Here is a 24,723-nt window from a genome sequence, read left to right on the forward strand (position 1 = left end):
ATAGTGCTATTTAACTATGCATATCTAGTATCCTCAACTTCTTTTAACTCAGATCGTAGACCATTAGATACTCATCTTTACTCTCTGAAACTATTTTGAAACCAACATTCTCATACATCTTAACTGCGTAATTTTCTTTTTGCACAGCCAAAGAAGTCCTCTTATAGCCACGAGTTTTTAAATGGCATATCATTTGTTTCATTAGATTAGTTCCAATACCTTGATTTCTGTACTCCTTATACAAAGAAATAGCAAATTCGGGTGTCTCATGGTCTATATTGCCAAACCCTTTAATATCTCCATCTAATATTCTTGTCCACACTGCACCAACAATCTTTCCATCTACCTCTGCAACCAAGCAATAATCGTCAGGTTGTCCCCAATTGTTAACATATATACTTACTTCTGGTTGCTCAACAACCTCTCGCGGCAAAAGCTTTGTTTCATCTGGTTGAAAAATAGCTTCATATAGCATATCTTTAAGAATGCCTTCTTCATCTGGTTTCATTTCTCTAATCAAGTAATTGTTCAATTTTTCATCCTCCATTTATTTTTACTTTGGCTTTATATAATCCTCCACACATGCTTTTACCTCCTGCATAAAGTAATATAAATTATCTTTTCAGCACACTTTCCTAGTAATGTGAGTTAGAAATTTCTTGAAATGTTCTTCTTCAATCTGCAGCAGGATGCTGCTACCTCTGCGTATGGTTGTGAGAATGGCTTATTAGATAATGGCTCATGTCCTACGAAGCTCAATCAGTACAGCCCGCATGTTTATACTGTGTCCCTATTCTATGATTTCATATCCTTCATTGTTCAACGCTTTTATTGCATTGTCAAAGTCTTTACTCTTTAGAAGAATATAGTCAGTATCGAAGGTAGAGATTGCAAATATACTTATTTTACTTTGCGCTAATACTGTACTAATTGAAGAAAGAATTCCAATCAGTGAAAAATCCAGTGGACCTTCTACTTTTAGCATCCTCCAATCCCTTTCACATTTCACGTCATCTGGAATACTTTCTTGAGAACATACTATTGACAGTTCCTCAAAGGTTCTTGTTATTGAATAAAATCTGCTATCTTTAACCCAATCAGGTACTGGTTGATTATTATCCAATCTGCAAACCCCATATATTTCATCGATTGCTTTCATTACCAATTTTTTCCCCAACATCCTCACTTCCATTCTCTCATATTTTTAATAATAGTTACATTAAGAAAACAATAATAAATCTACTACAAAGTTCTTCACATATCTATGACGTGTCAGTCATTGCATGAGTTGCATATAACGTTTCTGTAATTCTCGACATTCACCATTCCTTAAAGTTTTACCCTATAGTATATTTATAATTATGTGACTTAAATATTGGCTATATTGTTTTACAAAATTCATCATAAAGTTGAGGCATATATACGAGAACTATCTCCCCATGGATGATACCCTATGCCAATATATTCAAATCCATATCTTTCATAATATCCAATATGATTTGTACATAGATATAGATGCGAAAACCCGCTCTCCTTTGCATCAATTTTTGCCTGATTTAACAAAATAGAACCATAGGCATTTCCCCTGTATTCTTCCTCAATGTAGATAGCGCAAACCCAAGGGTATAAATCCATACGACTAATAAAATCATTTGTAATAAGACCTGCACAACCAATTATTTTATCATTATCAATCAATAGGTACCATTGTGGTAATGAATTAGAAGTAGTAATGCAATTTGTTATACAGTCATCATATACTTTCATGCTATTTTTGTTTGCCCACTTGCTTTGCAAATACTTAATTGCTCGATCCTTATATTCAGGGTGTTTTTTTACAGATATAACTTTCATTTCTTTACGTTCCCTGATAAACTCGTAATTTTATTGTTGGTTTTTTTGAAAGATTTAAATTATATTCCGCTACTGCTCCATTCTTCAAAGGAATCCTCAACTCCATTCCCTTGTCATGCCTAAACACCCATATTTCTGCTACATCATTGTTCAAAGAGTGATTAATATAATCATCATAAAATTTCTCAACAGCTGTGATAAATTCTCTTGAATAGGTTGTTTTTATCTCCCATTCATAAGAATACTCAGAGGTTTTTCCCTTTCTGTTATAACTTTCTCCAAGGATTGCTGCCGGTTCTCCAAGATTATTGATTATTTCTTGGAGAGAATCACATTCAAACAGGAATTTTAATTCTTTTTCATCAATCTTTATCTTATTTGGAACATCAAATTGAACTATCTTATCCAATATTCTTGGTTCTTCCTCTCTACTAACAAATACACTAATATCACCATAAGGAAAGTGCCAAAAATAAATAGTTCCAGCAAAGTTTGTACTTTTCTTATTTAATATACCATCAATTTCCTCTATGTTGGTATTCGTAGTTATTCCCCTATAGGTTTGATAAATGTTTGAGTTCTCCATCTCCTCTAAAGTAAGCTCCTGTCTTAGCAATGATTTTATACTTAATTTGAATTCATGCATCTCATAATTCACGCTTTTGAGTACCATAAGTAAATATATAGATATTGACAAACCCAAAAATATTAGTATATATCTTTTTCTCAATAGCTCCCCCCCCTTTTTGTACAACGCTACAACTAATTAATGTCCAATTTTAATAATATTGCCAGGTATTTTTCTAAAGATTATGCTCATTTTGTTCATACCATTACTTTTTTCAAGATTTTCCCATAAGGATGTGACATATCCTTATTCTCAACAATAATCAGCTTATTTTCCTCAATCATCTTATCTATACGCAAAGCATACCAACTATCACTAACACCCAACTGGTAATTTCCTATAATCTCACCAATTAAACGAGCCATAAGAAAATCATCGTCAGGAATATTTTTTGTAATAATATAATCATAAAAATCTTCGGGAACAGAAATCAACTTTCCGTTTACAACAGCTCTTAATGAAGCGTTTTCTCTTACCAGTTCACACCAACGATTACTAAACATTCGTTTTTCAAATTGAGATAATTGTCTTTCCAAAGGCAAGAATTGATAAAATTTCCCTGGCTTCATTTGTCCCCATTCACTATAAGTAACAATTTCATTCTCAGATACTAGCTCATACTCCGGTAATGAAACAACGGTTATTTCACAATCAATATCTCTTAATACATTGCAAATAAAGTACAATCCGCAAGTTGAATAAGGGGTGTTACTCTTCCAAATCCGTATTGCGGTGCCGTTGATTGCAGCAGACAAAAGTTTTTCCATATCTTTGCGTTGATTATGGAAAAACTGTTCCTGTTCATTATCGTCAAAATTAAATCTTCCCCATACTTTTTGAAAAACATTTTGACGCTCAATGCCATCAAATTCACCAGATATATCACCAATATCCAATGCAAATCCTATATAAACTACATCTTGTGAATCTCCACCAATAGCCTGTCCTTCAAAGTTTTTCTTTAATTCAGCTTTGGATGGTTTTTTCCCAAAATATCCGATAGCTCCACCATGCATACTTTTTTCATCATAATTTTTTGCTATTTTCATAGAACCTTTCGTGCTATCACTAAATACAACTTCAAGCATTGTTCTACCCCCTATTATATATAACTTGTCTAAACTCTTGAGAATTTGAATCATTAATACAAATAAATGCTCTTTCAGTATGTTTTGCAACTTCTCTTGGGCCACAGGTTTTAAGATGCTGTAAAATAAATTTATATATTTCCTGAGTACCATTAGGCTTAGTTTTTACTAATTCTGCAAAAACACTAATGCTATTATCCATGGTAATTACACTACTTTTCTTATATGCTGCAATTATGCTATCGATACAGAGAGACCTTCCCTACGATGGTAAATAATAATTTTTCTGTACCCTTTCCATCTAGAGTATCAGTCCATACTACGGTGATTTTTTCATTTATTCTAATAAAGATTCCCGAAATGGTTCCAATATCCTCCAAAATTTATTCGATTAATTTCGACTTTATTAGATTAGGAGATCAAAGTATCGTCTATAATTTCAAAGCTTATATAGAAATCATAAACTGTTGGTGGGCAGGCTCCCCTCTTGAGGAATTCTGCTACAGTGTGGTACAATACTTTTAAACTATACATAATGGAGGAATTTAGCTGTGAAATATATGATATTAGGTACAGGAGGTACAGGGGGCTGTATTGGAGGATACTTAGCTGCTAGTGGAAAAGATGTCACGTTTATTGCAAGAGGTCAGCATTTAAAAGCTATGAAGGAAAATGGTCTTCTTATTCACTCTTCCCTTAGAGGAAAAATACATTTGAAAAAGGTGAAGGCATTTGATAGTCAGGAGACACTTGAGAAATATGACGTAATTTTTGTATGTGTAAAGGGCTACTCATTACATGAAATTGTTCCCTTGATTGCCAAGACTTCTCATAAAAAAACCGTTGTAATTCCAATACTAAATACCTTAAATGCTAGTGAAAAGCTGCAAAAAGCTTTGCCTGGTATAAATGTCCTTGATGGCTGTATTTATGTTAGTGCATTCATCTCCACTCCTGGAGAAATAACTCAGGGAATTAAAATCTTTAGAGTTGTTTTCGGTCCTAAAGAAGATACTGATATAGATAATAATCTATTGCTGCAGATTCAAGAAGATCTTCTTGAATCTGGCATCGAAGGTATTCTTTCAAATAACATGAGACGTGATATATTTAAAAAGTTTGCTTTTACATCTGCTTGTGCCGCTACAGGGGCGTATTATGATGTTAAGGCAGGAGAAATGCAAAAAGAAGGAAAATATAACAACACCTTTTTGGCTCTTCTAAAAGAGCTTCAACTTATAGCAAATGCTTTAAATATTCAACTGGATTGTGATCTAATAGAGGAGAGTCTCCAAATCTTAGCTGGTCTAGCTTCAGATACCACATCTTCCTTGCAAAAGGATATGAAGCTAGGTGGAAATAATGAAAAGAGTGAGCTTATCTTTGATATAGTACGTATAGCTGAGAAGTATGGAGTAGATGTTCCCTATTATCAAAAAATAGCAATGCATTTTGGATATAAAAATTAGGTAAGTCCTATCCCCTTGTCTAACATCGTTTATTTAGTTATACCAATGCCGCAGGGTAAAAATATCCTGATTATGAATACACCCTAACTTAAGATAAAGATAAAACCATTATTTACCATTATAAGGAAGGTCCCCCTGTGGTCTTCCGCATTAGGGTTTGTATTTGTCAGCATGGAACGACATAGAGGTCGTTCCCTACAAAATCATTGCTGCGCCTTTTTTATCTAGTTCGTCTTTAAAAGATCATCCGTAATATATTACATATTCGGGCGACCGCAGGTCGCCCCTACATGGTGCGTGGTGCCCCTATCTGTTGTGTGGTATCGTATATTGTAGGGGCGGTCTTTGACCGCCTGATTAATGACACATCATCTTTTTTATACGCATTTATAAGATAAGGCGATTTATTGGCTATGTCTAAAGTGATGTGAAAGCCCCTGAGAAGACTAAGTCATCACGAACGTCAGCTTCCCAAATCATATTGAAACCTACCAATGCATTAATTATTACACCTCATATATTTATAAAATACATTTTTCTATCTTCATTATGAATGTAGCTCATTGGATATTAAATTCTATACTCCTCCAGTTAACATAGACTTTTCCCAGTCATTTCGATTATTTCTAGCTGCACATTCTGCTGCAGTATTCCAATCGTACGCTAATGCAATATTTTCAATTTTAAATTCTAAATCTTCCTTTGAAATAATACAATACCTTGCATGAGGGCTTCCTGATTCCATAATATGATAATAAGGGAACTCATCTTCATATGCAGGCAATCCAACACTTCCTGGATTTATTACTGTCTTATTATTTTCTAGATGAACTATCCTTGCAATATGGCTATGTCCACACAATATAATCTCTTGACTTATATCATATAATTCATCTGTTAATTCTTTGGGAGATTTAATAAAATAACCTTGTTCCGTAATACTTTCTATTAGATATTGATTATCTTCTTTGGGTTTGCCATGGCAAGAAAAAAACTTATCAAATAGTATATGCGTCCTATTTAAAGATTTTAGCCATTCAATTGTTTGGCTATTTATACTGTTTATTACATAATTCATTGTAGGATGCATATCTATTTTATTTAATGATTCAATAATATTTCTATCTTGATTGCCAGAAATACTTATAATATTTTCTTTGATTAACATCTCCGCTGTACCTGCCGGATCTAATGGGCCATATATACTATCACCTAAATTTATAATATTGCTTATGCCTCTGGACTTTATATCCTTTAATACAGATTCTAAAGCCCAACGATTTCCATGTATATCTGAGACTACAGCTAATTTAATTTTCATATAACTAACCTCTCCTTGAAAAATGAATTATATTATTCATTATAATGTCAATTAAACATACTCTTCAAATCCTTTCCTTCATTATCGGCACAAGGATGCGGGTTTTTTTGCCCTTCATGTCAGATAACGTCTCTGCACTCAAGACTTTTCTCAGCTCTAGATAGCTCTTATTTTGGGCTGAGAAATGTGCTTTGCTTCTACAAAAGCAAAACCCAAATAGGTAAAGCGAACTTGAATACATTGTTATACGTAGTAATTTACGTCACTTGCCATCTGCTCCTAATCTAATTATCCTCTTTTCTTAAGAATGAATATTTTTTATCAGTAATATTTCTAAGGGCTCATCATAAATTATAAAACCACCAATATCCACATACCCCAATCTTCTATAAAAATGCTGAGCCTCTTCATTTGAAAGTGTGCTGGTCATAACCAAACGATGTCCTTCTCCTGCCATCTTTTCTTCCCAATCCTCGACAAGCTTTTTACCAAATCCCTTGCCTCTATATTCATCTATAATAAATAACATGTTCATAAACGGATATTCATCCCAAAAATATCCATATCTCAGCCATCCAATTATTTTTTCTTCTTTTATTAACAAGAGAATTTCTCCATCTTCTATTTTCTTTCTTAATCTTTCTTTACTAATGTGTTTATCCATTTTGTACAAAATATCATAATCAGTAATCTTTGCTTTTGTTATCATGCAAACATATCCTCTCTTAAAAATATTCTATAGTAAATTATTTCGCATAACGTCGCCCATTTGCGGCGTCGATGAATCAGACTTGCATAGCCCTTCTCCTTGTCGGAACTTCGTTCCCGGTGAAGGGATGTGGTGCTCTGCCCTTGCCCTTGAAACATGCTACTAGCAGCTTTATGCAAATTCATTGTTAGATGATGATTCTCCTGTGTTTTTGAACACTATAACTTCTAAACATTTAATTACATTAAGAACTTCCATTTACTACATATCATAATTATGATATAATTTAATCATAATAAGTTCAAAGAGGTGATATTCATGCCAAAAATTCTTCCGATTTCTGATTTAAGAAATAATTTTAATGCTATATCTGAAGCCTGCCATAAAGAAGCAGAGCCAGTATACATCACAAAAAATGGCAAAGGTGATTTGGTAGTAATGAGTTTAGCATATTTTGAACAACTTCAAGCTAAGTTAAATTTATATGAAAAACTTGCTATTGCAGAAGCTGAAAAAGCAAATAATGCTCCTACTGTTACTCATGAAGAGTTTATTAAATCTTTAAGGAGTAAATATCATGTCTAACTCATATAAAATTGTATATTATCCTGTTGCTACGGAGGACATCATTGGTATTTTAGACTACATTTCCATTGATGATCCTCCTGTTGCATATAAGCTTATTGATAAAATAAATGTATCTATTAGCTCCCTTGCTTTATTTCTTTACAAAGGAACGATTCCTAGAGATTTTTATCTAAATTCGAAAGGTTATAGAATGCTGATCATTGATTCTTATATAGTATTCTACCTCGTAAATGACTCCTCTAGAATAATAGAAATAATGAGGGTTGTCTCAAGTAGACAAAACTACAAAACCTTTCTTTAAACCCTATAGAAATACCCTGAAGAGAATTGTCATCTAACGTCTCTGCCATTCCCGACGCCTTCGAACTGGATCCCATAGGAATACCCTCTTGACGGTGCCTACAAAGACGTTCTCCTCGACAGTGCTTCTTGCACACTTGTGGGAATGGGCATGTTAGATGATGACCCAACCCTCCTCACTTTCTCATTGCTTAGTGAATAGAGAGTAGTAATTATTCTAATTATCAGTAGTTTCTATTTTTCGGGGTTATATTTATCATTTAAAATATCCCTTGCAATATCTGTATGTTTCAAAATAAACTCAGATTTTGCGTTGCTATACGCATCCCTATCATGTTCGCATTTTTCTTTTAGACTCAATTTTAAATTTCTATATTGTGTAGTAACATCTTTGTTAACTCTTAAGTAATCTCTAAAATACAATTCATTCCAGTCTCCAAAATATCTTACATGAATGTGAAATACCCTATTAGCAAAACCTTTTTCTGTATATCCCTTAACAAGTGTTATGTTAAGAGGGTTACGATTTTGTTTTGCCATACAAATATATCCATTTTCCTCTAATATGCTTATTAGTTTATCTACATCAAAATCATTGATGATTTCAAGAAGAATATCTATGGTAGGTTTTGCAAGCAAACCATCTACAGCAGTACTACCAATATGATTTGTCCTTTCTATATTTTCTTTTCCGATAGCCTCATATAGTAATTTTTCTTCATCAACATACCAATTAAGCCATTCAGAGTTATATTCTTTTAAAATTATAGGAAACAGCTTCCATAATTCATGGTTCGACATTTGTGAAAGTTTTTTACCCAATTCTTTCACCTCATCAATATAATGATTTTTACTTCTTTAGCAGGGACTCATCTAGCAATTCAACATAATCTAATTAACCCAGTTTTCTTCTCCGATATTGGGTTGTCATCTAACGTCTGGAATCAGTTTGTTATGTGATGTGCTGAAATTAGCAAATACTATTCCAATAATAACTAAATCAAAGAATTAATAACTTTAGGTCCCTTAATAACCAACCAATAAAAATGCTCAAAAGTTGTAGATAAACGGTCAAATGTTTTAACATATGCTGGACTCAGTACATTTTCCCATTCTTCTCGTTTCAATCCTGTATCACAACCCGATAAATAAACATACTGAAGACTTGCACTTATATTATTACTCTCAACATTTTCAGGTCCATAGAAAACGTTGTGTTGAAGTACTATATCCCCTTCTAATCCATGAGATGCAACAAATATAAAACGTCCATTTTCCAGAGCATAATCTATTGTATTGTTATTCAAGGGTATAATGGCAACACTATTGTCTCCCCAACGATTAATAGCGATAATTGAATTACTGTAAAACCCAAGAGTAAATACCCGCCTTGGTATATATCCCATATCATCATATAATAGAAATATCTCTGCTTCTTCTACCTCTGTTTGAGCTATAGAAGATGAGTGAATTGCTACTATAATTATCAATATAACGAAAAAATGGTGAAATGCTGCTAATACTGTTGAAAATCTTGTACAAGTAAAAGTTGAAAATAGTGATAATCTTGGAGCACGCCCAATTATTGCACTAACAATTCCTTCCAGCCAAATAACTAAACATATAAATAATAAGCAACCCAATACATAGAAAGAAAGCTCCATTGGCATGGTTAATGCAAGATTACGATAAAAATACAATATAAACGTTTGTATGCTAAAACAAATCAAAAAGATTATAAAACTACAGAATAGCAGAAAATTTATAGTTAATGCTTGTAAGTAATGATGATTCTTCTTGGGTTTTCTATGTTGAATAGCATTAAATAACCAGTAAAATGGTATAAAGCCGATATAATAGCTAATGTTTAATAATTTTTCATACATACCTTCAGACCTCTCTCGTCAAAAATAATAAATCTCTTTCTTCACAAAAATATCCAATACTAAAAACTAGTATGTCACATAACGTTTCCGGAGATTTAAGAAGTTCGTGAAATTTAGGGCGACTGCCCTTAATGGAGGAATTTGGATGGAACGATAGTGGAATCTTAAGTCTCATGTTATCTGCTGTGCGTGGACCCACATTAGTAAACTAATTACTTTTTTATTAGTTAATAGATATCTTTTTCAAAGTAATAATTAACATACGATTCATTTCCTTCAATTTCTGTTTCCTTTTTATAAATTGTATATCCCAGTTTTTCGTACATAGCCTTTGCTGTAGTCAATCTTTCATCAGTATCTACTAATATTTTTTGGACTTTATGCTGTCGACAATAATCCTCAATAGTCCTTATAATAGTTTTACCTAATCCTTTTTCCCTATGATTAATACTAATTCTAACACGCTTAATTTCTGCAATAGTCGGACTAACTAATCGGAATCCACCAACACCAATAATAGAGTTATTCTTTTCTATCACCCAAAACATTCCGCCATGTTCAGTATAGTATTTTTCAATATCATATATATCCGCGTTCCAATCATATTGGCGTGGGTCAGATTGAAACTCTGGAAAGAATTCTTTAATAAATTCTTCTTGAAGACTTGCAACTCCCGACTGATCATTTACATTAAATTCACGTATTTTTATATCATGATTGTTCAAATTATTATACCTTCTTTCTATCTTTTTGTATTTATTACATTTATATTAGATTAATACAAAACTAACGTATTGCAGATAACGTTGTTGCATTCACGACATCCATTCACCCTAAGCTGTAATAATCGTCAGACTAGTACGATCTCGGCCAGCCGCGATGCCATTGGGTGAATGGATGTGTCCCGGCATCTACTTCCTCGACTTATCTTCCGGGACCGAGGGGCGTAAGCCTCGTTGCGTGAATGCGGTGCTATCTGGTGCCATCTGGTGCCATGGCCTTCTTCGAATAGCTCACACTAAGTTCTTAACTCACTTACGCTTTGTTTAATACTCAATCTGCTGTTATATTTGATAAACGTACCAATTACCAACAAACATAATATAGCTGTTACAATAAGACCACCTTCAACTCCGAAACTACCCCCAGTGATCCAGTCTTTACCTATTACTTCAACTAAATAAATACCAGAAGCATTTGAACCACTTATAGACATACTAAAAACGGAACCCTGAAAAAAGTTCCAAGCTATATGAAAACAAACTGCAGTCCAAATATTCTTAGTAATGATTGTGGTAAAAGAAAGAAATAGACTAAATAAAAATAAGTTTACAAAAGCAATTATTGAGTATCCATCATTAGCTCCATGCACGATTGAAAAAAATATAGAAGTAAGACCTATTGCAAAGGTTGTTCCTACCGAATTGGAAAGTAACTTTAGAAAATAGCCTCTAAAAAGTACTTCCTCACCGATACCAGGAAAAATTGAAAAAATAAGTATTGCGTATATATTTACACTCGAAAAACTTGGCTCCATTAAACTATTAGTTATAGCTACGCCATTTAGTAACCAAAGCACAATAATTATAGCTATGAAGCAACAGCTACCTAATATACTTCCCATTAACAATTGTCGTAATTGATTTTTGGGATTTTTAAATCCTATTGCTGATAGCTCCCATTTTTCAATTTTCTTCACTGCAAAAATTGCGACAATAATAAAGAATAAACTTGGAGATCTAAATATTTGAATTATTCCTTCATCATTAAACAATGACTTATGGTTTAACTTAATTGATAGAATTGAATTAAAAGCCAAGTTTATAAACATACAAATAGCAAAAACGGTAAGTATTTTCCATCCAGATCTTAACTGTTTATCATTATTTATAAATATCTTGTCCATATAAACACCTCCGTCTATTTTACATATTTTTTGCCATGGTTTCAGATAACGTGACCCACAAAGCCCTTCTTCATGTGCCTACTTCTTGAACCCGCTTCGTGACTTTGCTATCTGCACCCTTGCGCTAGATACATTGTTATACGCCGTCGAAAACCCATTAACTCAGAGGGCGACATGGACGTCGCACCCTTAAAAATTCACTTTATATTTACATAAAAAGTATTTGGTAGAAGTAAAATTTTTCACTTAATCTTCAGAAATCTTTCTTTAAATAAACCATATCAACCAATTGAACTCCATCCTCATAAATAGGGTGGTCATAGTTATTTGTAAAGAAATTTTCAACTCTATGTGATACTTCAAATCCACAATGTTCATAAAATGAAATTATCCACGGACTGTCTCCTGTACCAACTAAAAGTGTTTTACACTTATCCTTGTAGTACTCAAATATATAACTTATTAGGTATCTTCCATAACCTTTTCCACGATATTTTTCATATGTAGCTAAGTTTTTCAGTTCACAGATATTTTCATCTTCCTGCGTTACTACACAAATGCTTTTTAAATCTCCATCATATAGGGCAAATACTTCTCCCCGTTCTAAATATTTATCAATCATATCTTCTTGTTCATCTGCTAGTAGTAATAAATCTAAAAAAAACTTTTTATCTCCTTTAATAAGTTTGACTTCCACTCTTGACCCCTCCTATAAGACAAATATCATCTGTAGTATCTTGTAAATGTTCTTTCTTCAAAGCCTTACTTACATAATCCGCGACACGATGTCGCGGTAAATGCTTTCGATGGCGTATAACGGGGCCGCGGATTTGCGAAGTGGCTTTGGCGGGCGAGCTGGCTCGAAGGCCTTAGCCATTTTGCAACGTCTTCCAGCTGGACCCAAAAGGAATACCCTTTGGAGGTGTGCCACCCAGTGAGAAGGTGTGGTGCTGAACCTACCCGAAAAACTTACTTGCAGCACCTTTATGCAAATGCATTGTTCTCTGGTATGCGGTGCACTCATGAATCCTAGCCAGCTTAACCACTATGAACGTGACCCCTTCAGCTTTTTTTAAGCAAGATTATTCTATAATTTCCATTGAACATCGATGGTTCATCTTTAATAATACAGATTGGTAACCCATCTGTTATATCTTCAAAACAACGATTAATGTCTGTTCCTATTATTGATGTAACTTTGTTTAATAGCTTTCTTAATATTGATACTTTACTATTATTTTCAATAAATTTATCAAAAATTAAGATTTCACCGTCTTCTTTGATTACTCTTAAAGCCTCACAAACAACTTCTCTAGGATTCTCCACAACACTTAATACCAAATTAAGAATAGCAAAATCAAATGATTCATCTTCAAATTCTAATCTTTCAGCATTCATATTGAGTAAATTTACATTTCTATCTCTCGTCTTTTCTTTCGCCTTAGATAACATAGCATCAGATATATCAATTCCCGTAACAAAACACTCAAATGGAAGCAGATTTAAATCTTGACCAGTTCCTACTCCTATCATAAGTATTTTATCATCACGATTTAGATTTAGCATACTAATCGCTCTTTTTCTTCCCTTTATAAAAAATTTTCCAAAGATAATATCATATACTGGAGCTAATCGTTTGTACTTTGATATGTTGGTTGAATTTTTCATGATTGCTTTACCTCATTTCTATTAAGTTCATTCTTAGAAATGGTTTTTTATCCTCAAAAGATAAGCACCAAATTTTTTTACCGCATTTCAGAGAACGTGACCGCGGGTTTGCGAAGTGGCTTTGGCGCGATGCGAGCGTAGCGAGAGCCTATCAGCGGGTGTAACTCGCGGCCCCGATAGGTTGCATCGCGCTTCAGCGCGATGTAGCCTATCGTTTCGCATTGCCGAAGCCTTTGAGCTAGACCCCAAGGGAATACTTCTTCGCGGTGCTTGTCATCCAGTGAAAAAGGTTTGGGTCTTAGCAACGCGAAGCCGGCAATGTACTGTTATATGAAGTGCTATAAACTACTTAATAAGTACATTTATTTAACATTTTGACTAATGGTTATTACCACATTACCTTTTTTTCGACCTTTATCCACATATCTATGAGCTTTTTCAATCTCTTCTAAAGTGAACACTTGATCTATTATAGGTCTTATCTTATTGGTCTCTACTAGTTCTTTTAGATAAAGAAGATCTTCTACCTTTTCAGGAGCGTGTTCTTTAACTATTTTTTTATCGCTGGTCATTGAATTCCAAAGTATTTTAAAATTTACTGCTGGTGTACCACTTTGAAGATAAACCCCATTTTTCTTTATAGATTTTATACAGTCAGAGACTGAGCTTTTACCAACTGTGTCATAAATAACATCATAGACTTCTCTACTTTTAGTAAAATCCTCGTTAATATAGTCAATGACCTTATCTGCTCCTAAAGATTTTATTAATTCAATATTAGTCGTACTACACAGTCCAGTAACTTCAGCTCCAAAATGTTTTGCAATTTGCACAGCGTAAGTGCCAACGCTTCCAGAAGCTCCATAAATAAGGACTTTTTGTCCTTGTTGAATATTTGCTTTTCTTAGGAAGTGTAGTGCTGTACGTCCCCCTATTGGTATAGCAGCAGCTTCTTCAAAAGTAATGTTGATTGGTTTTTTAACTATCACAGCATCCTGAGGCAAGCACTTATACTCTGCATATGTTCCTAAGCTCATTCCAGTGGAAGCAACAACCTGATCCCCCTTCTTGTATAATGTAACATCTTTGCCCACAGATTCTACTACTCCAGCTAATTCATTACCCAAGATATCTTTTCTAGGCTTTGTTAAACCTAGAGCAAGTCTTGCTGGTATCCAAAATGAAAGAGGTACGTCGAAACCTCTTATCCTAGTGTCACCTCTAGTTACTGTAGTCGCATAAATTCTAATTAATACTTCGTTATCTTTAGGTACTGGTTTTTCTACCTCCATACATTGAAGTGCCTCTGGTCCTCCATACTTTGTGCAGATAATTGCTTCCATGGTTTTCCCCCTCATAAATATCTATTAATTTCACTTTTCAAATTGTATCGGTTAGTCTTCCGAAGCATTTCATATAACGGGGGCACGGGTTTGCGAAGTGGCTTTTGGCGGGCGAGCTGTCTCGAAGGCCTTAGCCATTTTGTAAACCTGCTTGATAGGCGATGTCGCGCTTTTGCGGGATGTGAGCGTAGCGACAGCCTATCAGCGAGTGTAACCCGCGGCCCCGATAGGTTGCATCGCGCTTCAGCGCGATGTAGCCTATCGGGGCCGCGGGTTAGCGACGTTCTGACAGGTTATTAATTTCTCAAGCCAAAATGTTGCTAACCCTATGTTATATGCTGTCCCGTTGGTTCTCAACTTTCTCCTCCCACTAAATTGTTGATTTTTCTTATATGCCCAGTAACGTGTCTTAAACGAACAGGTAATTTATTTAAACTTGGAGTTGTTGTAATTGTAAGGAATGCTTGTACCTACTACTACATCTTCAATTTTTTCAATTATTAACCAGTCATCCATATTACTTTGATGATCAAATTCTAAAGCTTCAATTTCTCTAACATCTTTAAACTCAACTAAGCATAAACATTTTTTATGCCATCTTTCTTTTTGTTTCTTAGATAAGTTGAGTTTGCTTTGATTATCCTCTAATATTTTTACAATTTCATTTTCTGCTAATTTAACATGATTTTGAACACTCACAACTGTAGCCATAGTAGAGATTTTCTTTGTTCCTTTTTTCATAAAGTATAATGTTTCACCTTCAAAAACCCTACTGTGAGGAATTTTTCTTCCTGCTGCCCCCCTTATAATCATGGTTTTTGTACCATCAAGAATTTTTTCCAAAACCTTTTCTTTTTCGTCACAATATACTAGATGTACCATCTTAAACTACCTCCCCTGTATTTTATATAAAATATTTTTCTAGATTCCATCTTATACAATATCTTTATCATTATTTTCCCTATCACCGCTACTCTTCAATAGGAATGGCATATAACGTTCTCGTGTTTACGACGTCCCTGAGCCGGACCCATTGGATAGACCTTCCCGGCGGAGCTTCTCTCCCGGTGAAGGGATGTGGTGCGCTGACCCTTCCACCAGAGACTTGCCCGCCAGCACCTCCTGTAAACATGCTGTTATATGCCGTAATACATACTAAATTCTCTAATTAAGCCCTTCCATTCCCTTAATCCTTCTTTTAAAGTATCAAGTAATGAGCAACGTATTATATAAAGAATGTGTCGTTATATAATTTTCATTTGAATTGTTTCTCTATTATTTTTTTCTTGTATCCTTTTTTCCTTTTGTATCGATTATAATCTTCTCACATTTATCGCAATAAAAGACATCTTCAACAGATTCAGAAAACCCCGCAAGAATTATGCCTTTTGAAAACCATTGCAACAACCCTCCTCTGTCTTTGTCCTTTGGTACCCATTTAATTGCATACCTATCTCCATGAATAACCCCGATACGCATCTCTTCGTTACAATAGGGACAATGCATTTTATCACATCCTCACATTACATTAATATTTAAGAATTCACTATAGCTTAATTACATATTGGTCTACTACTGCGTATATTCTATTTGGAGAACCTACCATATGTAGTATAACATTTTAGGCCTCCAAACTTTGATTATGTACACCCTTACTTTTCTGCCATATAACGGGGCCGCGGGTTACAGAAGCCGTTCCGCCTTACTTAGCTCTTAAGTTAGGTGGAACAGTTTGGGTCGAAGCGCCGGAATTGCTCCAATTCATCACTATCCGGCGCGGAGCCTATATCTCGTTGATATACGTCGTGTGACCCCAGGGTTACCAAGGATGGTAACCCGTCTCTTTCCTGAATTGCTCAACAGATCTTTATTCAGGTAGTTGATTTATTTCAATTATATTTCCTTCGGGATCTCTAAAATAAACAAATTGAAATCCTGCAACATTCTTGGGTTCTTTCACACATATTGGTTCAGAAATGAATTCTATCCCCAATTTTCTTAAGTCATTATATGCCTCTTCTAGATTTTCAACAATAAATGCTATGTGTCTATAGCCAGGATAATTTGAAAGAGATAATTCACTACATCTCTCAATTTTTTGTTCATATTCTGATATTTCGATTTCCACATTGTTTCCCGGAACAATCAAATGTGCTCCTTTAGCTTTTGCATTTGAAATGCCTACACCTTTTCTAAAATCTTCATTCTCGATTTCAAATTCACGAATAATCTCAAAACCTAGAACTTCCGAATAAAATTTCATCATCTTTGAATAATCCTTTACAACCAATCCAATATGTCTAAACTTTTTTACTTTCAACAATCATCTCATTCCTCTCAACCGTCTTTTTTATATTTTAGTGACCACGATGGTCGTGTCGAATGGGGAGGCACATGTCGTATATCGGGGCCGCGGGTTTGCGAAGTGGCTTTGGCGAGCGAGCTGGCTCGAAGGCCTTAGCCATTTTGTAAACCTGCTTGGTAGGCGATGTCGGACTTTCCCTAAAACTCAGCTCCCGATGTCTGCTAAGCCTATGTTATATGCTGTCCCGCTGGCTCTAAGCTTTCTACTTCCACTAGTTTATTGCTTTTTAAGATGCATAGAAAGGATGTTGTAGAGTAATTACTAATTTACTGAAGGAAAAATAATGTATTCCTCTTTTATCCAAAGACTCTCTCCTCCTGGTACAATAACTCTCACATATCCATTTATTTTATTCTCGATTCTTCCTCTTTGATTGTAAGGCAACTTTTGAATTGAATCTTCAGGTAAATCATTTACACTATTCTCTTCTATAGCATTGTCGGTGTGCACTCCAATTCCAATATAAGGTGTGCCTTTATTTAAATAAATTTCACTTTGAACTAATTTTTGTTTTTCTTTTGTATATGGCACAGTATCTAATTCTCTAATCCACCCCTTGAAGTTAGCAGGAGAATCATATACTGGAACAACCACATATAACCATACTCCTTGGTCATCTACTTCTGCTGCATCTTCAACTTCAACAACAGTGTTTGGGTGTACCATATTTAAAGGAAGTATACCTTCTCTTGGTATTGCAGTAATCAATAGCTCTTTTTCAACAAATCTTTTTTTCTCTTCATACTCAAAATAGTTGATAGTAAGTGCCTGTCTATATTTATCCAGTTCCTCTCTCAATCGTTGAATTTCTTGATTATATTCAGAAATTTGTTCCTGTTTGAATTCAATATCTTCATTAAGTTTATTTACTTGAGTTCCTTTTTTTAAACAACCTGTTAAGTTTAATACCAGCACTTGCACAAGTAAAATTACCATTATTTTTTTTAACACTGTACACATTCTCCTTTATTGTTGTAAAAATTTTTTCTACAACCGCTTCTCTCTTCTTTCACTGTGAACAATTACAAATTCATCTCTTAGCAGCTTAAATAACCTACCTTTGGTACATAATTTATTTTATCTAATACCAGTATTTTATATCTTCCTTTATCTACATCTTATCTACCTGCTCAATTTTTCAGCAGGGATGGCATATAACGTCTCTGCCATTCCCGACGCCTTCGAACTGGACTCCAAAGGAATACCGTCTTGGCGGTGCTTGCACCCAGTGAGAAGGTGTGGTGCCTGACCGTGCTTCTTGACGGTGCCTACAGAGACTCGCTTCTTGACCGTGCTTCTTGCACCCTTGTGGGAATGGCTTGTTATATGCTGTCCTTTACCTCTGCACCCTCTATAACCACTAAACCCATTCTTTTCTAACTCTTTAGTAGTACATTCAAAAGACATTGTGTCTTTTAAGACTAAAGAGTTTCTACTCTTTTAATCTGTCTATTTCTTCCTTTAACTGTTCCACCTCTTTTTTAAGAGAACTTACTTGTGAGATAGCTGACAAAGCAAAAACAAACGCTACAGGAGCTAAGAGCCCTACAAATTCCATTCTGCAACCTCCTATTCATAATTTAATTACTAGTTTTTTTATTCTAATTGATTTCCTTTAAAAATCTATATTTGATTCCATATTCTTCATTTTTTATCTTTTAAAGGGTATACGACTTAAATTTATAATCAATTCATTGGCTATAATGTTATATTATTTTTGCTTTGCAGATTTTACTTGATTAAAAATTAATGCTGTTATAATACTTACTATGCAAAAGATAAAGAATATCAATGTAAAAACATCATTCAGAAATATTGAAATTAACCCTAAAGTAAAACAGGTTATTCCACCTATTAATTCAATCATACCAACTCTCTTTGCAAAGGAATCACTTAATCTGCCATTTTTCTTGTCATTTTCAAAATTATTAATCAGATGATATTTCTCTTTAAACCAAATTGCATATCCAAAACCAATGAATGCCAAGCCAATTAAAATCAAAGTTATTCGCAAAATAAACATACTGTTTCACCTCAACAAAATTTTTTTACTTATGGTACATAATTTATCTATTGTGACCATCTTTTCAGCCCTGCTTTATCCAATGCCTCAACTTTCTTTGGCAAGGATGGCATATAACGGTTCTGATTGCCGACGTCCCTGAGCTGGACCTTAAAGGAATACCCCCTTGGTGGTGCTTGCACCCAGCGAAGGGATGTGCTGCGAGCCTGCTCCAGAACATCCCCCCACCGCAGCGAATGGCAATCTTTTGTTATATGCTGTCCCGCTATATCTTACCCTTGATTTCATGGAAACTACCAAACATACATGCTAGTTCTAGAATCATCGCTACCAATTACTTCTATATCCGTGTATCTTTTCAGTACTGCATTCTCATGTAGCCTATCAATTAAATCTTGGTCTTTACAATATATATCAACATAAGTACAATCAGCTATCAACAGTATTATCGAGCAATTGCTTCTTATGAAATCATCATAGATTGATATCTCCTCTACTTGGCTCTCTTTCGGAAATGCCTTGAATTCTCCAAAGACTACATAATACTCACATTTCCTTATTAATTCATCAAAAACACCACCTGCTATTACACCTTCTGAAAAAAGACTTTCATTTGAGCTTCTATCACTAGACAAATAAATCTCATCATTCTCAATATGCCATATATATTTTGTTACATCTATTGGGGCAAATATCTCTGATATTATACTTCCATACCCGTTTGGAATACTAAATCTTAATCCTCTTTTGTCCATATTACACCTTCATTCTCATCTTTTTATTTCCTGTTCTTATCCTCGACGACTCGGGCTACATGCATAGGCAGAAAAACTTTGGCTAGGGATAGCATATAACGTTTGGCATTCCCGACACCTTCGAACTGGACCTCAAAGGAAACCCTATAGCGGAGCTTCGCTCCAAGTGGGAAGGTGTGGTGCTCTGACCTTGCTTCGTGACGGTGCCTTCAGAAACTTTCTCCCTGACGGTGCTTCTTGCACCCTTGTGGGAATGCGCATGTTATATGCTGTTCTTTATCTCTTCACTGTCTACAACCACCAATCTTTTTCTTTTTATTATTTAATATCCCATTTAGTAGATAATACTAATTACTTATCATCTATCTTGTTTCTTATCACAATTAAATTCAATTGTATTTCCTCAATTAATTTTGCTGTCTAACCAATTTATCATTGTATCAAGACTGAGTTTAATATTTCCAATCGAACAATGATTACTCGCATAATTTTTTTTAGTAAATACAATGTCTGTTACGGATTTAGCATTTGTCAAGGATTTAATCAAAGGAGCATGAAGTTTAAATGGAATAAGATGGTCATCTTTTCCTGTAATTACCATGACATCTTGCCTAATTTCGTTAGCATGCATATTTTTACTATTCATTTGCCAAGCATATTCAAATGCATCCATCGGGACATCAATCTTAGTGATATACATGATATTGCTATTTCTCCAACCTTCCATGCCTCCTTTTTGAATTCCCTTCAATGCAGCTTTATTTGAACCTTCTCTCATATATTTTTTAAAAAAATCCATGAGACAACGAGCTATTAAAGGTGGAATTTTATAATAATCATATGCTCCACCAGTAGATATTACCCATTTTATTCGTGGTTCAAATGCAGCAGCACGTAAACATAAATATCCCCCAAGCGATATTCCCAGCAAGGCTGCTTCTGAAATCTCGTAATAATCTAAAATTGTCTTAATCGGTTTTTCCCATTCAAAATCGAATGGAATGTTAAACTTCTTAAGTGTTTTTCCTTGTCCAGGTCCATCAAATGCTATTACTTCATATCCATGAATTGCAAAGTACCACGCTAACGAATAAAACTCCTCAATAAATGAGTCAAAACCAATATGAATTAGGATTGTTCCTTTTTTATTCTCTGTTTTGTTAGACATTTTCAATATATGAATGAATGATTCTCTGTAGGGTACTTCCTCTACATACACTCCTTCTAATGGCATATATGAATAAAACAAATCTATAAACTTATCATAAAGTAGTTCTTTATCTTCCTGTCCTTGTAGGGTATAGAATTCAGCAGCTCGAAAAAAAAATGCTGCTTCAATGAATTTATTATCCTTGAGTTTTCCCTCTGCATTCTCTATCATTACTGATTTCCAATCAGTAAATTTATCAATCTTTTCTCCTGCTGATTTGACATCATCGTATGACAAATATCCTAGAGAATACCATCTGTTTAGTTGATAGTTATATAATTGCTTTCTATGAAAACGATGATAACCTACAGGGAATTCAAATAGCTTTAGTCCCATAACATTCACTCCTTTTTTGCTTTGGTGACTACATCATATTTGCTCCACAATTTCCGACAACGGTTATATTTCTAATATGTCGACACACCACCACATTAGTGTATTTTCTCACCTATGCTGTAAATTCCATCTATTGTTCCCATCTTTCCAATTTGCTTTATCCAATGCCTCAACTTTTTTGGGCAAGGATTGCATATAACGGGGCCGCGGGTTTGCGAAGTGGCTTTGGCGGACGAGCTGGCTGGAAGGCCTTAGCCATTTTGCAAACCTGCATGATAGGCGATGTCGCGCTTTTGCGCGATGCGAGCGTAGCGAGAGCCTATCAGCGGGTGTAACCCGCGGCCCCGATAGGTTGCATCGCGCTTCAGCGCGATGTAGCCTATCGTCCTCGCACTCAAGACGTTTCTCAGCCCTAGATAGCCCTTATCTTGGGCTGAGAAATGTGCTTTGGCTGCTTCGAAGGGATAACCCAAAATAGGCAAAGCGAACTTGGGTGCATTGTTAGGCGAAGTCAAGTTCGTCATATATATCTTATATTCATTGCACTTTAGAGGAACTGACAAAATTACTCGTTCTCAATTTATTGTGAATAAACGCAACAACCTGCTTAAGCGACTTTTTCCCTTCTGGGGTGTGATCAGGAAAAATTGAAAAAACATGAAACATCCCCTTCCATAACTTGAGAGTTACTTCTACACCATCTTTTCTAGCCTTTTCTACTAAATTTAATGAGTCATCAAGTAATATCTCATCAGTACCTGTATGTATAAGTATTGAAGGAAATCCATTAAAATTACCAAATCTCGGAGAAATCAAAGGGTTTCTTACATCTTTTCCCTGTGTATAAGCCGCCACTAGGTTTTTTTGGTCGTCAATGAATACTAATGGATCTTTTTTTGCATTGGCTTCTAAACTTTTAGAGGTCAATGTGAGGTCCGTCCACGGAGAGAGAAGAACAAGGGCTGCTGGTAAGGGTTTTTCATTGTCTCTCAAGGCTAACGCTGAGGATAAACATAATCCCCCCCCAGCAGAATCTCCCATAAAAATAATGTTTTCAGAAGATATTCCTTGAGATAAAAGATTTTGATATACCGAAATTGTATCTTCTAATGCTCCAGGGAAAGGATTCTCAGGAGCTTTCCTATATTCAATATATAGTACTCTAATACCAGTGTCCTTAGCTAGTCTACTAGTAAAATGCCTGTATGTATTTATGGACCCAATGCAAAATCCTCCACCATGTAAATAGATAATGACTTTATCTAATGGCGCATTTTCTAAATAAGCCCACTCACATGTTACCCCTTCTAGCTCAACCTGTTGAGTTTTAATACTACTTGCTAATGAATAATTCTTAGCTAATTCGTCCGTTTTTTTTCTTCTTAGGTTAAAGTCTTTATCCATAGGCACAATTTTCTTAATAATTTTTTTAATTAACCAAGCCTGAATACTCATTTGCCCCCCCTTTGTAGAATTAATACTATTCAGTTGAAAGATTCCCCTTTATAGAAACTTCAAGAGATTTCGCCTAACGCTCCCGTGTTTGCGACGTCCCTGAGCCGGACCCCAAAGGATGACCGTCTTGGCGGAGCTTCGCTCCCGGTGAAGGGATGTGGTGCGCTGACCTTCCCCTAAAAACGCCCCCCGCACCCTTGCGCTAAAAACATTGTTATCTGATGCTGCTTCTCTTTGAATACACCGAAATAATTACTTCAATAGTTCTTCTTCTATCAAGTTAATAAAACTTCTAATAATAATTGACCTAAGCTGTTGGTGGGTTATTGACATTTCATAGTGACGCTCTTCTTTACCATCTTTCTTAAATTCTTTCAATTTAACTGTTTCTAACCATACATCATTATTTGAATCACTGAATAAGGATGTATGAAAATCCAAACCATGAGCAAATTCATTTCTAATCGAATAAAGAATCCTAGCAATGATATCAATATTAATCTCCTTTGTCTTATCAAATCTATCGTCAGAAATTGATCTTCGTAGATTTTGCAACAATAAGTCTTTATCTTCGGTAGATATATAATTGCGAAAAAAGCATAAGATAACACTCAGCTTATCTACTTTTTGTGAATCCTTATCAGGAAAATATATGTATTCAATAGATTCAATTAGTGCCATCCACAAAAAGATTTGGACACTTCGATTACCCCTTTTGTGAGTCATACAAAAATCAGAAAAAATTATAACTCTTGCTAGCTTGTTTGCTAATCTGAGCGGAATAAAATTTCCGTTAGGTACTTCGTAACATCTTTCGAGAAAGTCCATAGCTTTATCCCGTCCATTGAACCAATCAGTATAAAAACTAACGTAATCTTCATTTATAATGTCCATCTTCTATCCCCCTAAATATAAATCTTTGGGCAGTTTCAGATAACGTCTCGTGTCTCCGACACCCCTGAGCTTACAGGGAAGAATTGAGTCTTAGAACTTGTTCACAAGTTCTTGGTGAAATCGACCCGACTCAGTTAGCGAAGGGAGTGTGGTTGCCTGCCCTTCTCCAACGCAAATGCTTCTGGCAACCCTTGCGGAGACACATGGTTATCGGACGGATGAGGCCTCCAGAGACCAGAATGCCACACGGACGTGGCATCCTTGAATCCTACCTGTAACTAATTATAAAATTACATTTCAACTGCACTTTATACATAATCATAATTTATTGTCTGGTAATTGATTTAATTCAATAATATTCCCTTCTGGATCCTTAAAATATATAAATCTAAAACCAGCAACACTCTGTGGTTCTTTCACTATAATAGGCTCAGAAAAAAATTCAATACCTGTTTCCTTTAGACCCCTATATGTATCTTCTAAATTCTCCACATAAAAGGCTATATGCCTGAAACCTGGATAATCTGCAATTGACAGTTCCTTTATCCTATCTACTTTTTGGTTATACTCAAACATTTCAATTTCTACACCATTCCCCGGAATACTTAAATGTGCTCCTCTCGCCTTAGCATCAGAAATACCTACTCCTTTTCTAAAATCCTCACTGGCTATTTCAAATTCTCTAATTACTTCAAATCCTAGCGTATTTGAATAGAAGTCAACCATCTTTTCATAATCATTAACTACAATCGCAATGTGTCTAAACTTGTTTACTTTTATCACATAATCACTCCTCACAAAAATCTATTTTATTATTCTTTATAGTCATTTTACTATTATCACTTTACTAAATATTAAAACTCCAAAGCTCATCTTACTAAAATCCGCGCAGGACGCGCGGCCTTTGCCTCATCTGTCCGATAAC

29 protein-coding genes are annotated in these 24,723 nt (G+C 34.9%); 3 read left to right on the top strand and 26 right to left on the bottom strand.

Translation table 11 applies throughout. The features are described from left to right. Positions 1 to 43: 43 nt before the first annotated feature. The 6 genes from BMX10_RS11595 to BMX10_RS18030 all read right to left on the bottom strand — a co-directional run bounded on the left by BMX10_RS11595 (position 44) and on the right by BMX10_RS18030 (position 3,772). Positions 44 to 532 carry a GNAT family N-acetyltransferase gene (locus BMX10_RS11595; RefSeq protein ID WP_244272703.1) on the bottom strand — a complete coding sequence of 163 codons (489 nt, stop codon included), beginning with the start codon at positions 530 to 532 and terminating at the stop codon, positions 44 to 46. Positions 533 to 790: 258 nt separating this feature from the next. Beyond that, the gene (locus BMX10_RS11600) at positions 791 to 1,159 is read right to left on the bottom strand and encodes an ACT domain-containing protein (protein WP_330387898.1); all 369 of its coding nucleotides are present in this window, start codon (positions 1,157 to 1,159) and stop codon (positions 791 to 793) included. 242 nt (positions 1,160 to 1,401) lie between these two features. After that, positions 1,402 to 1,854, bottom strand: coding sequence for a GNAT family N-acetyltransferase (locus tag BMX10_RS11605; RefSeq protein WP_090444182.1), 453 nt, complete (start codon positions 1,852 to 1,854; stop codon positions 1,402 to 1,404). A gap of 4 nt (positions 1,855 to 1,858) precedes the next feature. After that, positions 1,859 to 2,584: a hypothetical protein gene (locus tag BMX10_RS11610; RefSeq protein WP_090444185.1), complete on the bottom strand. Its 726-nt coding sequence runs from the start codon at positions 2,582 to 2,584 to the stop codon at positions 1,859 to 1,861. A 95-nt stretch (positions 2,585 to 2,679) separates the two neighbouring features. Beyond that, positions 2,680 to 3,570: a DUF3658 domain-containing protein gene (locus tag BMX10_RS11615; protein ID WP_170834797.1), complete on the bottom strand. Its 891-nt coding sequence runs from the start codon at positions 3,568 to 3,570 to the stop codon at positions 2,680 to 2,682. Between the two features lie 4 nt (positions 3,571 to 3,574). After that, positions 3,575 to 3,772 carry a hypothetical protein gene (locus BMX10_RS18030; protein ID WP_170834798.1) on the bottom strand — a complete coding sequence of 66 codons (198 nt, stop codon included), beginning with the start codon at positions 3,770 to 3,772 and terminating at the stop codon, positions 3,575 to 3,577. A 358-nt stretch (positions 3,773 to 4,130) separates the two neighbouring features. Between BMX10_RS18030 and BMX10_RS11620 the strand changes: the two genes are divergently transcribed. Then, the gene (locus BMX10_RS11620) at positions 4,131 to 5,039 is read left to right on the top strand and encodes a ketopantoate reductase family protein (RefSeq protein WP_244272708.1); all 909 of its coding nucleotides are present in this window, start codon (positions 4,131 to 4,133) and stop codon (positions 5,037 to 5,039) included. A gap of 577 nt (positions 5,040 to 5,616) precedes the next feature. On the opposite strand, the gene BMX10_RS11625 is transcribed toward BMX10_RS11620, so the two are convergent. Both BMX10_RS11625 and BMX10_RS11630 read right to left on the bottom strand, forming a co-directional pair. Continuing rightward, complete coding sequence (locus BMX10_RS11625; protein ID WP_090444194.1) at positions 5,617 to 6,360, bottom strand: metallophosphoesterase family protein; 744 nt, start codon at positions 6,358 to 6,360, stop codon at positions 5,617 to 5,619. A 301-nt stretch (positions 6,361 to 6,661) separates the two neighbouring features. Further along, the gene (locus BMX10_RS11630) at positions 6,662 to 7,069 is read right to left on the bottom strand and encodes a GNAT family N-acetyltransferase (protein WP_090444197.1); all 408 of its coding nucleotides are present in this window, start codon (positions 7,067 to 7,069) and stop codon (positions 6,662 to 6,664) included. Positions 7,070 to 7,387: 318 nt separating this feature from the next. Here BMX10_RS11630 and BMX10_RS11640 point away from each other — a divergent pair, with 318 nt between their 5' ends. After that, positions 7,388 to 7,654, top strand: a complete 267-nt coding sequence (locus BMX10_RS11640; RefSeq protein ID WP_090444203.1) for a type II toxin-antitoxin system Phd/YefM family antitoxin — start codon at positions 7,388 to 7,390, stop codon at positions 7,652 to 7,654. Continuing rightward, entirely contained in the window at positions 7,647 to 7,958 is a 312-nt protein-coding gene (locus BMX10_RS11645; protein WP_090444205.1) for a type II toxin-antitoxin system RelE/ParE family toxin, read from the top strand. Before BMX10_RS11640 ends, BMX10_RS11645 begins: the two co-directional genes overlap by 8 nt. Before the next feature lie 233 nt (positions 7,959 to 8,191). On the opposite strand, the gene BMX10_RS11650 is transcribed toward BMX10_RS11645, so the two are convergent. The 18 genes from BMX10_RS11650 to BMX10_RS11735 form a co-directional block, all read right to left on the bottom strand. Next, positions 8,192 to 8,779, bottom strand: a complete 588-nt coding sequence (locus BMX10_RS11650) for a GrpB family protein (RefSeq protein ID WP_090444208.1) — start codon at positions 8,777 to 8,779, stop codon at positions 8,192 to 8,194. Between the two features lie 173 nt (positions 8,780 to 8,952). Beyond that, positions 8,953 to 9,843 carry a hypothetical protein gene (locus BMX10_RS11655; RefSeq protein ID WP_090444209.1) on the bottom strand — a complete coding sequence of 297 codons (891 nt, stop codon included), beginning with the start codon at positions 9,841 to 9,843 and terminating at the stop codon, positions 8,953 to 8,955. A gap of 227 nt (positions 9,844 to 10,070) precedes the next feature. Continuing rightward, on the bottom strand, positions 10,071 to 10,568 hold the full coding sequence (locus BMX10_RS11660) for a GNAT family N-acetyltransferase (protein WP_170834799.1): 498 nt from the start codon (positions 10,566 to 10,568) through the stop codon (positions 10,071 to 10,073). Positions 10,569 to 10,861: 293 nt separating this feature from the next. Further along, positions 10,862 to 11,749 (bottom strand): CPBP family intramembrane glutamic endopeptidase, encoded by an 888-nt coding sequence (locus BMX10_RS11665; RefSeq protein ID WP_090444215.1) that lies wholly within the window; start codon positions 11,747 to 11,749, stop codon positions 10,862 to 10,864. A 253-nt stretch (positions 11,750 to 12,002) separates the two neighbouring features. Beyond that, on the bottom strand, positions 12,003 to 12,446 hold the full coding sequence (locus BMX10_RS11670; RefSeq protein ID WP_090444218.1) for a GNAT family N-acetyltransferase: 444 nt from the start codon (positions 12,444 to 12,446) through the stop codon (positions 12,003 to 12,005). Positions 12,447 to 12,811: 365 nt separating this feature from the next. After that, positions 12,812 to 13,417, bottom strand: a complete 606-nt coding sequence (locus tag BMX10_RS11675) for a class I SAM-dependent methyltransferase (protein ID WP_090444221.1) — start codon at positions 13,415 to 13,417, stop codon at positions 12,812 to 12,814. Between the two features lie 362 nt (positions 13,418 to 13,779). After that, positions 13,780 to 14,760 carry an NAD(P)-dependent alcohol dehydrogenase gene (locus tag BMX10_RS11680; protein WP_090444224.1) on the bottom strand — a complete coding sequence of 327 codons (981 nt, stop codon included), beginning with the start codon at positions 14,758 to 14,760 and terminating at the stop codon, positions 13,780 to 13,782. A 426-nt stretch (positions 14,761 to 15,186) separates the two neighbouring features. Next, on the bottom strand, positions 15,187 to 15,642 hold the full coding sequence (locus BMX10_RS11685) for a hypothetical protein (RefSeq protein ID WP_090444228.1): 456 nt from the start codon (positions 15,640 to 15,642) through the stop codon (positions 15,187 to 15,189). 393 nt (positions 15,643 to 16,035) lie between these two features. Beyond that, positions 16,036 to 16,266, bottom strand: coding sequence for a PF20097 family protein (locus BMX10_RS11690; RefSeq protein ID WP_090444230.1), 231 nt, complete (start codon positions 16,264 to 16,266; stop codon positions 16,036 to 16,038). 361 nt (positions 16,267 to 16,627) lie between these two features. Continuing rightward, entirely contained in the window at positions 16,628 to 17,080 is a 453-nt protein-coding gene (locus BMX10_RS11695) for a VOC family protein (RefSeq protein WP_139176444.1), read from the bottom strand. Positions 17,081 to 17,386: 306 nt separating this feature from the next. Next, complete coding sequence (locus BMX10_RS11700; RefSeq protein WP_090444236.1) at positions 17,387 to 18,076, bottom strand: hypothetical protein; 690 nt, start codon at positions 18,074 to 18,076, stop codon at positions 17,387 to 17,389. A gap of 481 nt (positions 18,077 to 18,557) precedes the next feature. After that, positions 18,558 to 18,683, bottom strand: coding sequence for a hypothetical protein (locus BMX10_RS18470; protein ID WP_280140769.1), 126 nt, complete (start codon positions 18,681 to 18,683; stop codon positions 18,558 to 18,560). Between the two features lie 153 nt (positions 18,684 to 18,836). Next, positions 18,837 to 19,148: a DUF3784 domain-containing protein gene (locus BMX10_RS17760; RefSeq protein WP_139176446.1), complete on the bottom strand. Its 312-nt coding sequence runs from the start codon at positions 19,146 to 19,148 to the stop codon at positions 18,837 to 18,839. Between the two features lie 293 nt (positions 19,149 to 19,441). After that, on the bottom strand, positions 19,442 to 19,903 hold the full coding sequence (locus BMX10_RS11715) for a DUF2691 family protein (RefSeq protein WP_090444242.1): 462 nt from the start codon (positions 19,901 to 19,903) through the stop codon (positions 19,442 to 19,444). 403 nt (positions 19,904 to 20,306) lie between these two features. Further along, complete coding sequence (locus tag BMX10_RS11720) at positions 20,307 to 21,449, bottom strand: alpha/beta fold hydrolase (RefSeq protein ID WP_090444245.1); 1,143 nt, start codon at positions 21,447 to 21,449, stop codon at positions 20,307 to 20,309. A 537-nt stretch (positions 21,450 to 21,986) separates the two neighbouring features. After that, positions 21,987 to 22,904: an alpha/beta hydrolase gene (locus BMX10_RS11725; RefSeq protein WP_090444249.1), complete on the bottom strand. Its 918-nt coding sequence runs from the start codon at positions 22,902 to 22,904 to the stop codon at positions 21,987 to 21,989. Positions 22,905 to 23,156: 252 nt separating this feature from the next. Beyond that, positions 23,157 to 23,798: a hypothetical protein gene (locus BMX10_RS11730; RefSeq protein ID WP_090444251.1), complete on the bottom strand. Its 642-nt coding sequence runs from the start codon at positions 23,796 to 23,798 to the stop codon at positions 23,157 to 23,159. A gap of 318 nt (positions 23,799 to 24,116) precedes the next feature. Further along, on the bottom strand, positions 24,117 to 24,581 hold the full coding sequence (locus BMX10_RS11735) for a VOC family protein (RefSeq protein WP_090443562.1): 465 nt from the start codon (positions 24,579 to 24,581) through the stop codon (positions 24,117 to 24,119). Between the last annotated feature and the right edge of the window lie 142 nt (positions 24,582 to 24,723).

Source organism: Natronincola peptidivorans (assembly GCF_900111615.1).
Lineage (GTDB): Bacteria > Bacillota > Clostridia > Peptostreptococcales > Natronincolaceae > Natronincola_A > Natronincola_A peptidivorans.

Coding starts and splice junctions, on each gene's coding strand:
- BMX10_RS11600 (WP_330387898.1), bottom strand. CDS start 1,159: ATGAAAGCAATCGATGAAATATATGGGGTTTGCAGATTGGATAATAAT.
- BMX10_RS11605 (WP_090444182.1), bottom strand. CDS start 1,854: ATGAAAGTTATATCTGTAAAAAAACACCCTGAATATAAGGATCGAGCA.
- BMX10_RS11615 (WP_170834797.1), bottom strand. CDS start 3,570: ATGCTTGAAGTTGTATTTAGTGATAGCACGAAAGGTTCTATGAAAATA.
- BMX10_RS18030 (WP_170834798.1), bottom strand. CDS start 3,772: ATGGATAATAGCATTAGTGTTTTTGCAGAATTAGTAAAAACTAAGCCT.
- BMX10_RS11620 (WP_244272708.1), top strand. CDS start 4,131: ATGATATTAGGTACAGGAGGTACAGGGGGCTGTATTGGAGGATACTTA.
- BMX10_RS11625 (WP_090444194.1), bottom strand. CDS start 6,360: ATGAAAATTAAATTAGCTGTAGTCTCAGATATACATGGAAATCGTTGG.
- BMX10_RS11630 (WP_090444197.1), bottom strand. CDS start 7,069: ATGATAACAAAAGCAAAGATTACTGATTATGATATTTTGTACAAAATG.
- BMX10_RS11640 (WP_090444203.1), top strand. CDS start 7,388: ATGCCAAAAATTCTTCCGATTTCTGATTTAAGAAATAATTTTAATGCT.
- BMX10_RS11645 (WP_090444205.1), top strand. CDS start 7,647: ATGTCTAACTCATATAAAATTGTATATTATCCTGTTGCTACGGAGGAC.
- BMX10_RS11655 (WP_090444209.1), bottom strand. CDS start 9,843: ATGTATGAAAAATTATTAAACATTAGCTATTATATCGGCTTTATACCA.
- BMX10_RS11665 (WP_090444215.1), bottom strand. CDS start 11,749: ATGGACAAGATATTTATAAATAATGATAAACAGTTAAGATCTGGATGG.
- BMX10_RS11675 (WP_090444221.1), bottom strand. CDS start 13,417: ATGAAAAATTCAACCAACATATCAAAGTACAAACGATTAGCTCCAGTA.
- BMX10_RS11680 (WP_090444224.1), bottom strand. CDS start 14,760: ATGGAAGCAATTATCTGCACAAAGTATGGAGGACCAGAGGCACTTCAA.
- BMX10_RS11685 (WP_090444228.1), bottom strand. CDS start 15,642: ATGGTACATCTAGTATATTGTGACGAAAAAGAAAAGGTTTTGGAAAAA.
- BMX10_RS11690 (WP_090444230.1), bottom strand. CDS start 16,266: ATGCATTGTCCCTATTGTAACGAAGAGATGCGTATCGGGGTTATTCAT.
- BMX10_RS18470 (WP_280140769.1), bottom strand. CDS start 18,683: ATGGAATTTGTAGGGCTCTTAGCTCCTGTAGCGTTTGTTTTTGCTTTG.
- BMX10_RS17760 (WP_139176446.1), bottom strand. CDS start 19,148: ATGTTTATTTTGCGAATAACTTTGATTTTAATTGGCTTGGCATTCATT.
- BMX10_RS11715 (WP_090444242.1), bottom strand. CDS start 19,903: ATGGACAAAAGAGGATTAAGATTTAGTATTCCAAACGGGTATGGAAGT.
- BMX10_RS11720 (WP_090444245.1), bottom strand. CDS start 21,449: ATGGGACTAAAGCTATTTGAATTCCCTGTAGGTTATCATCGTTTTCAT.
- BMX10_RS11725 (WP_090444249.1), bottom strand. CDS start 22,904: ATGAGTATTCAGGCTTGGTTAATTAAAAAAATTATTAAGAAAATTGTG.
- BMX10_RS11730 (WP_090444251.1), bottom strand. CDS start 23,798: ATGGACATTATAAATGAAGATTACGTTAGTTTTTATACTGATTGGTTC.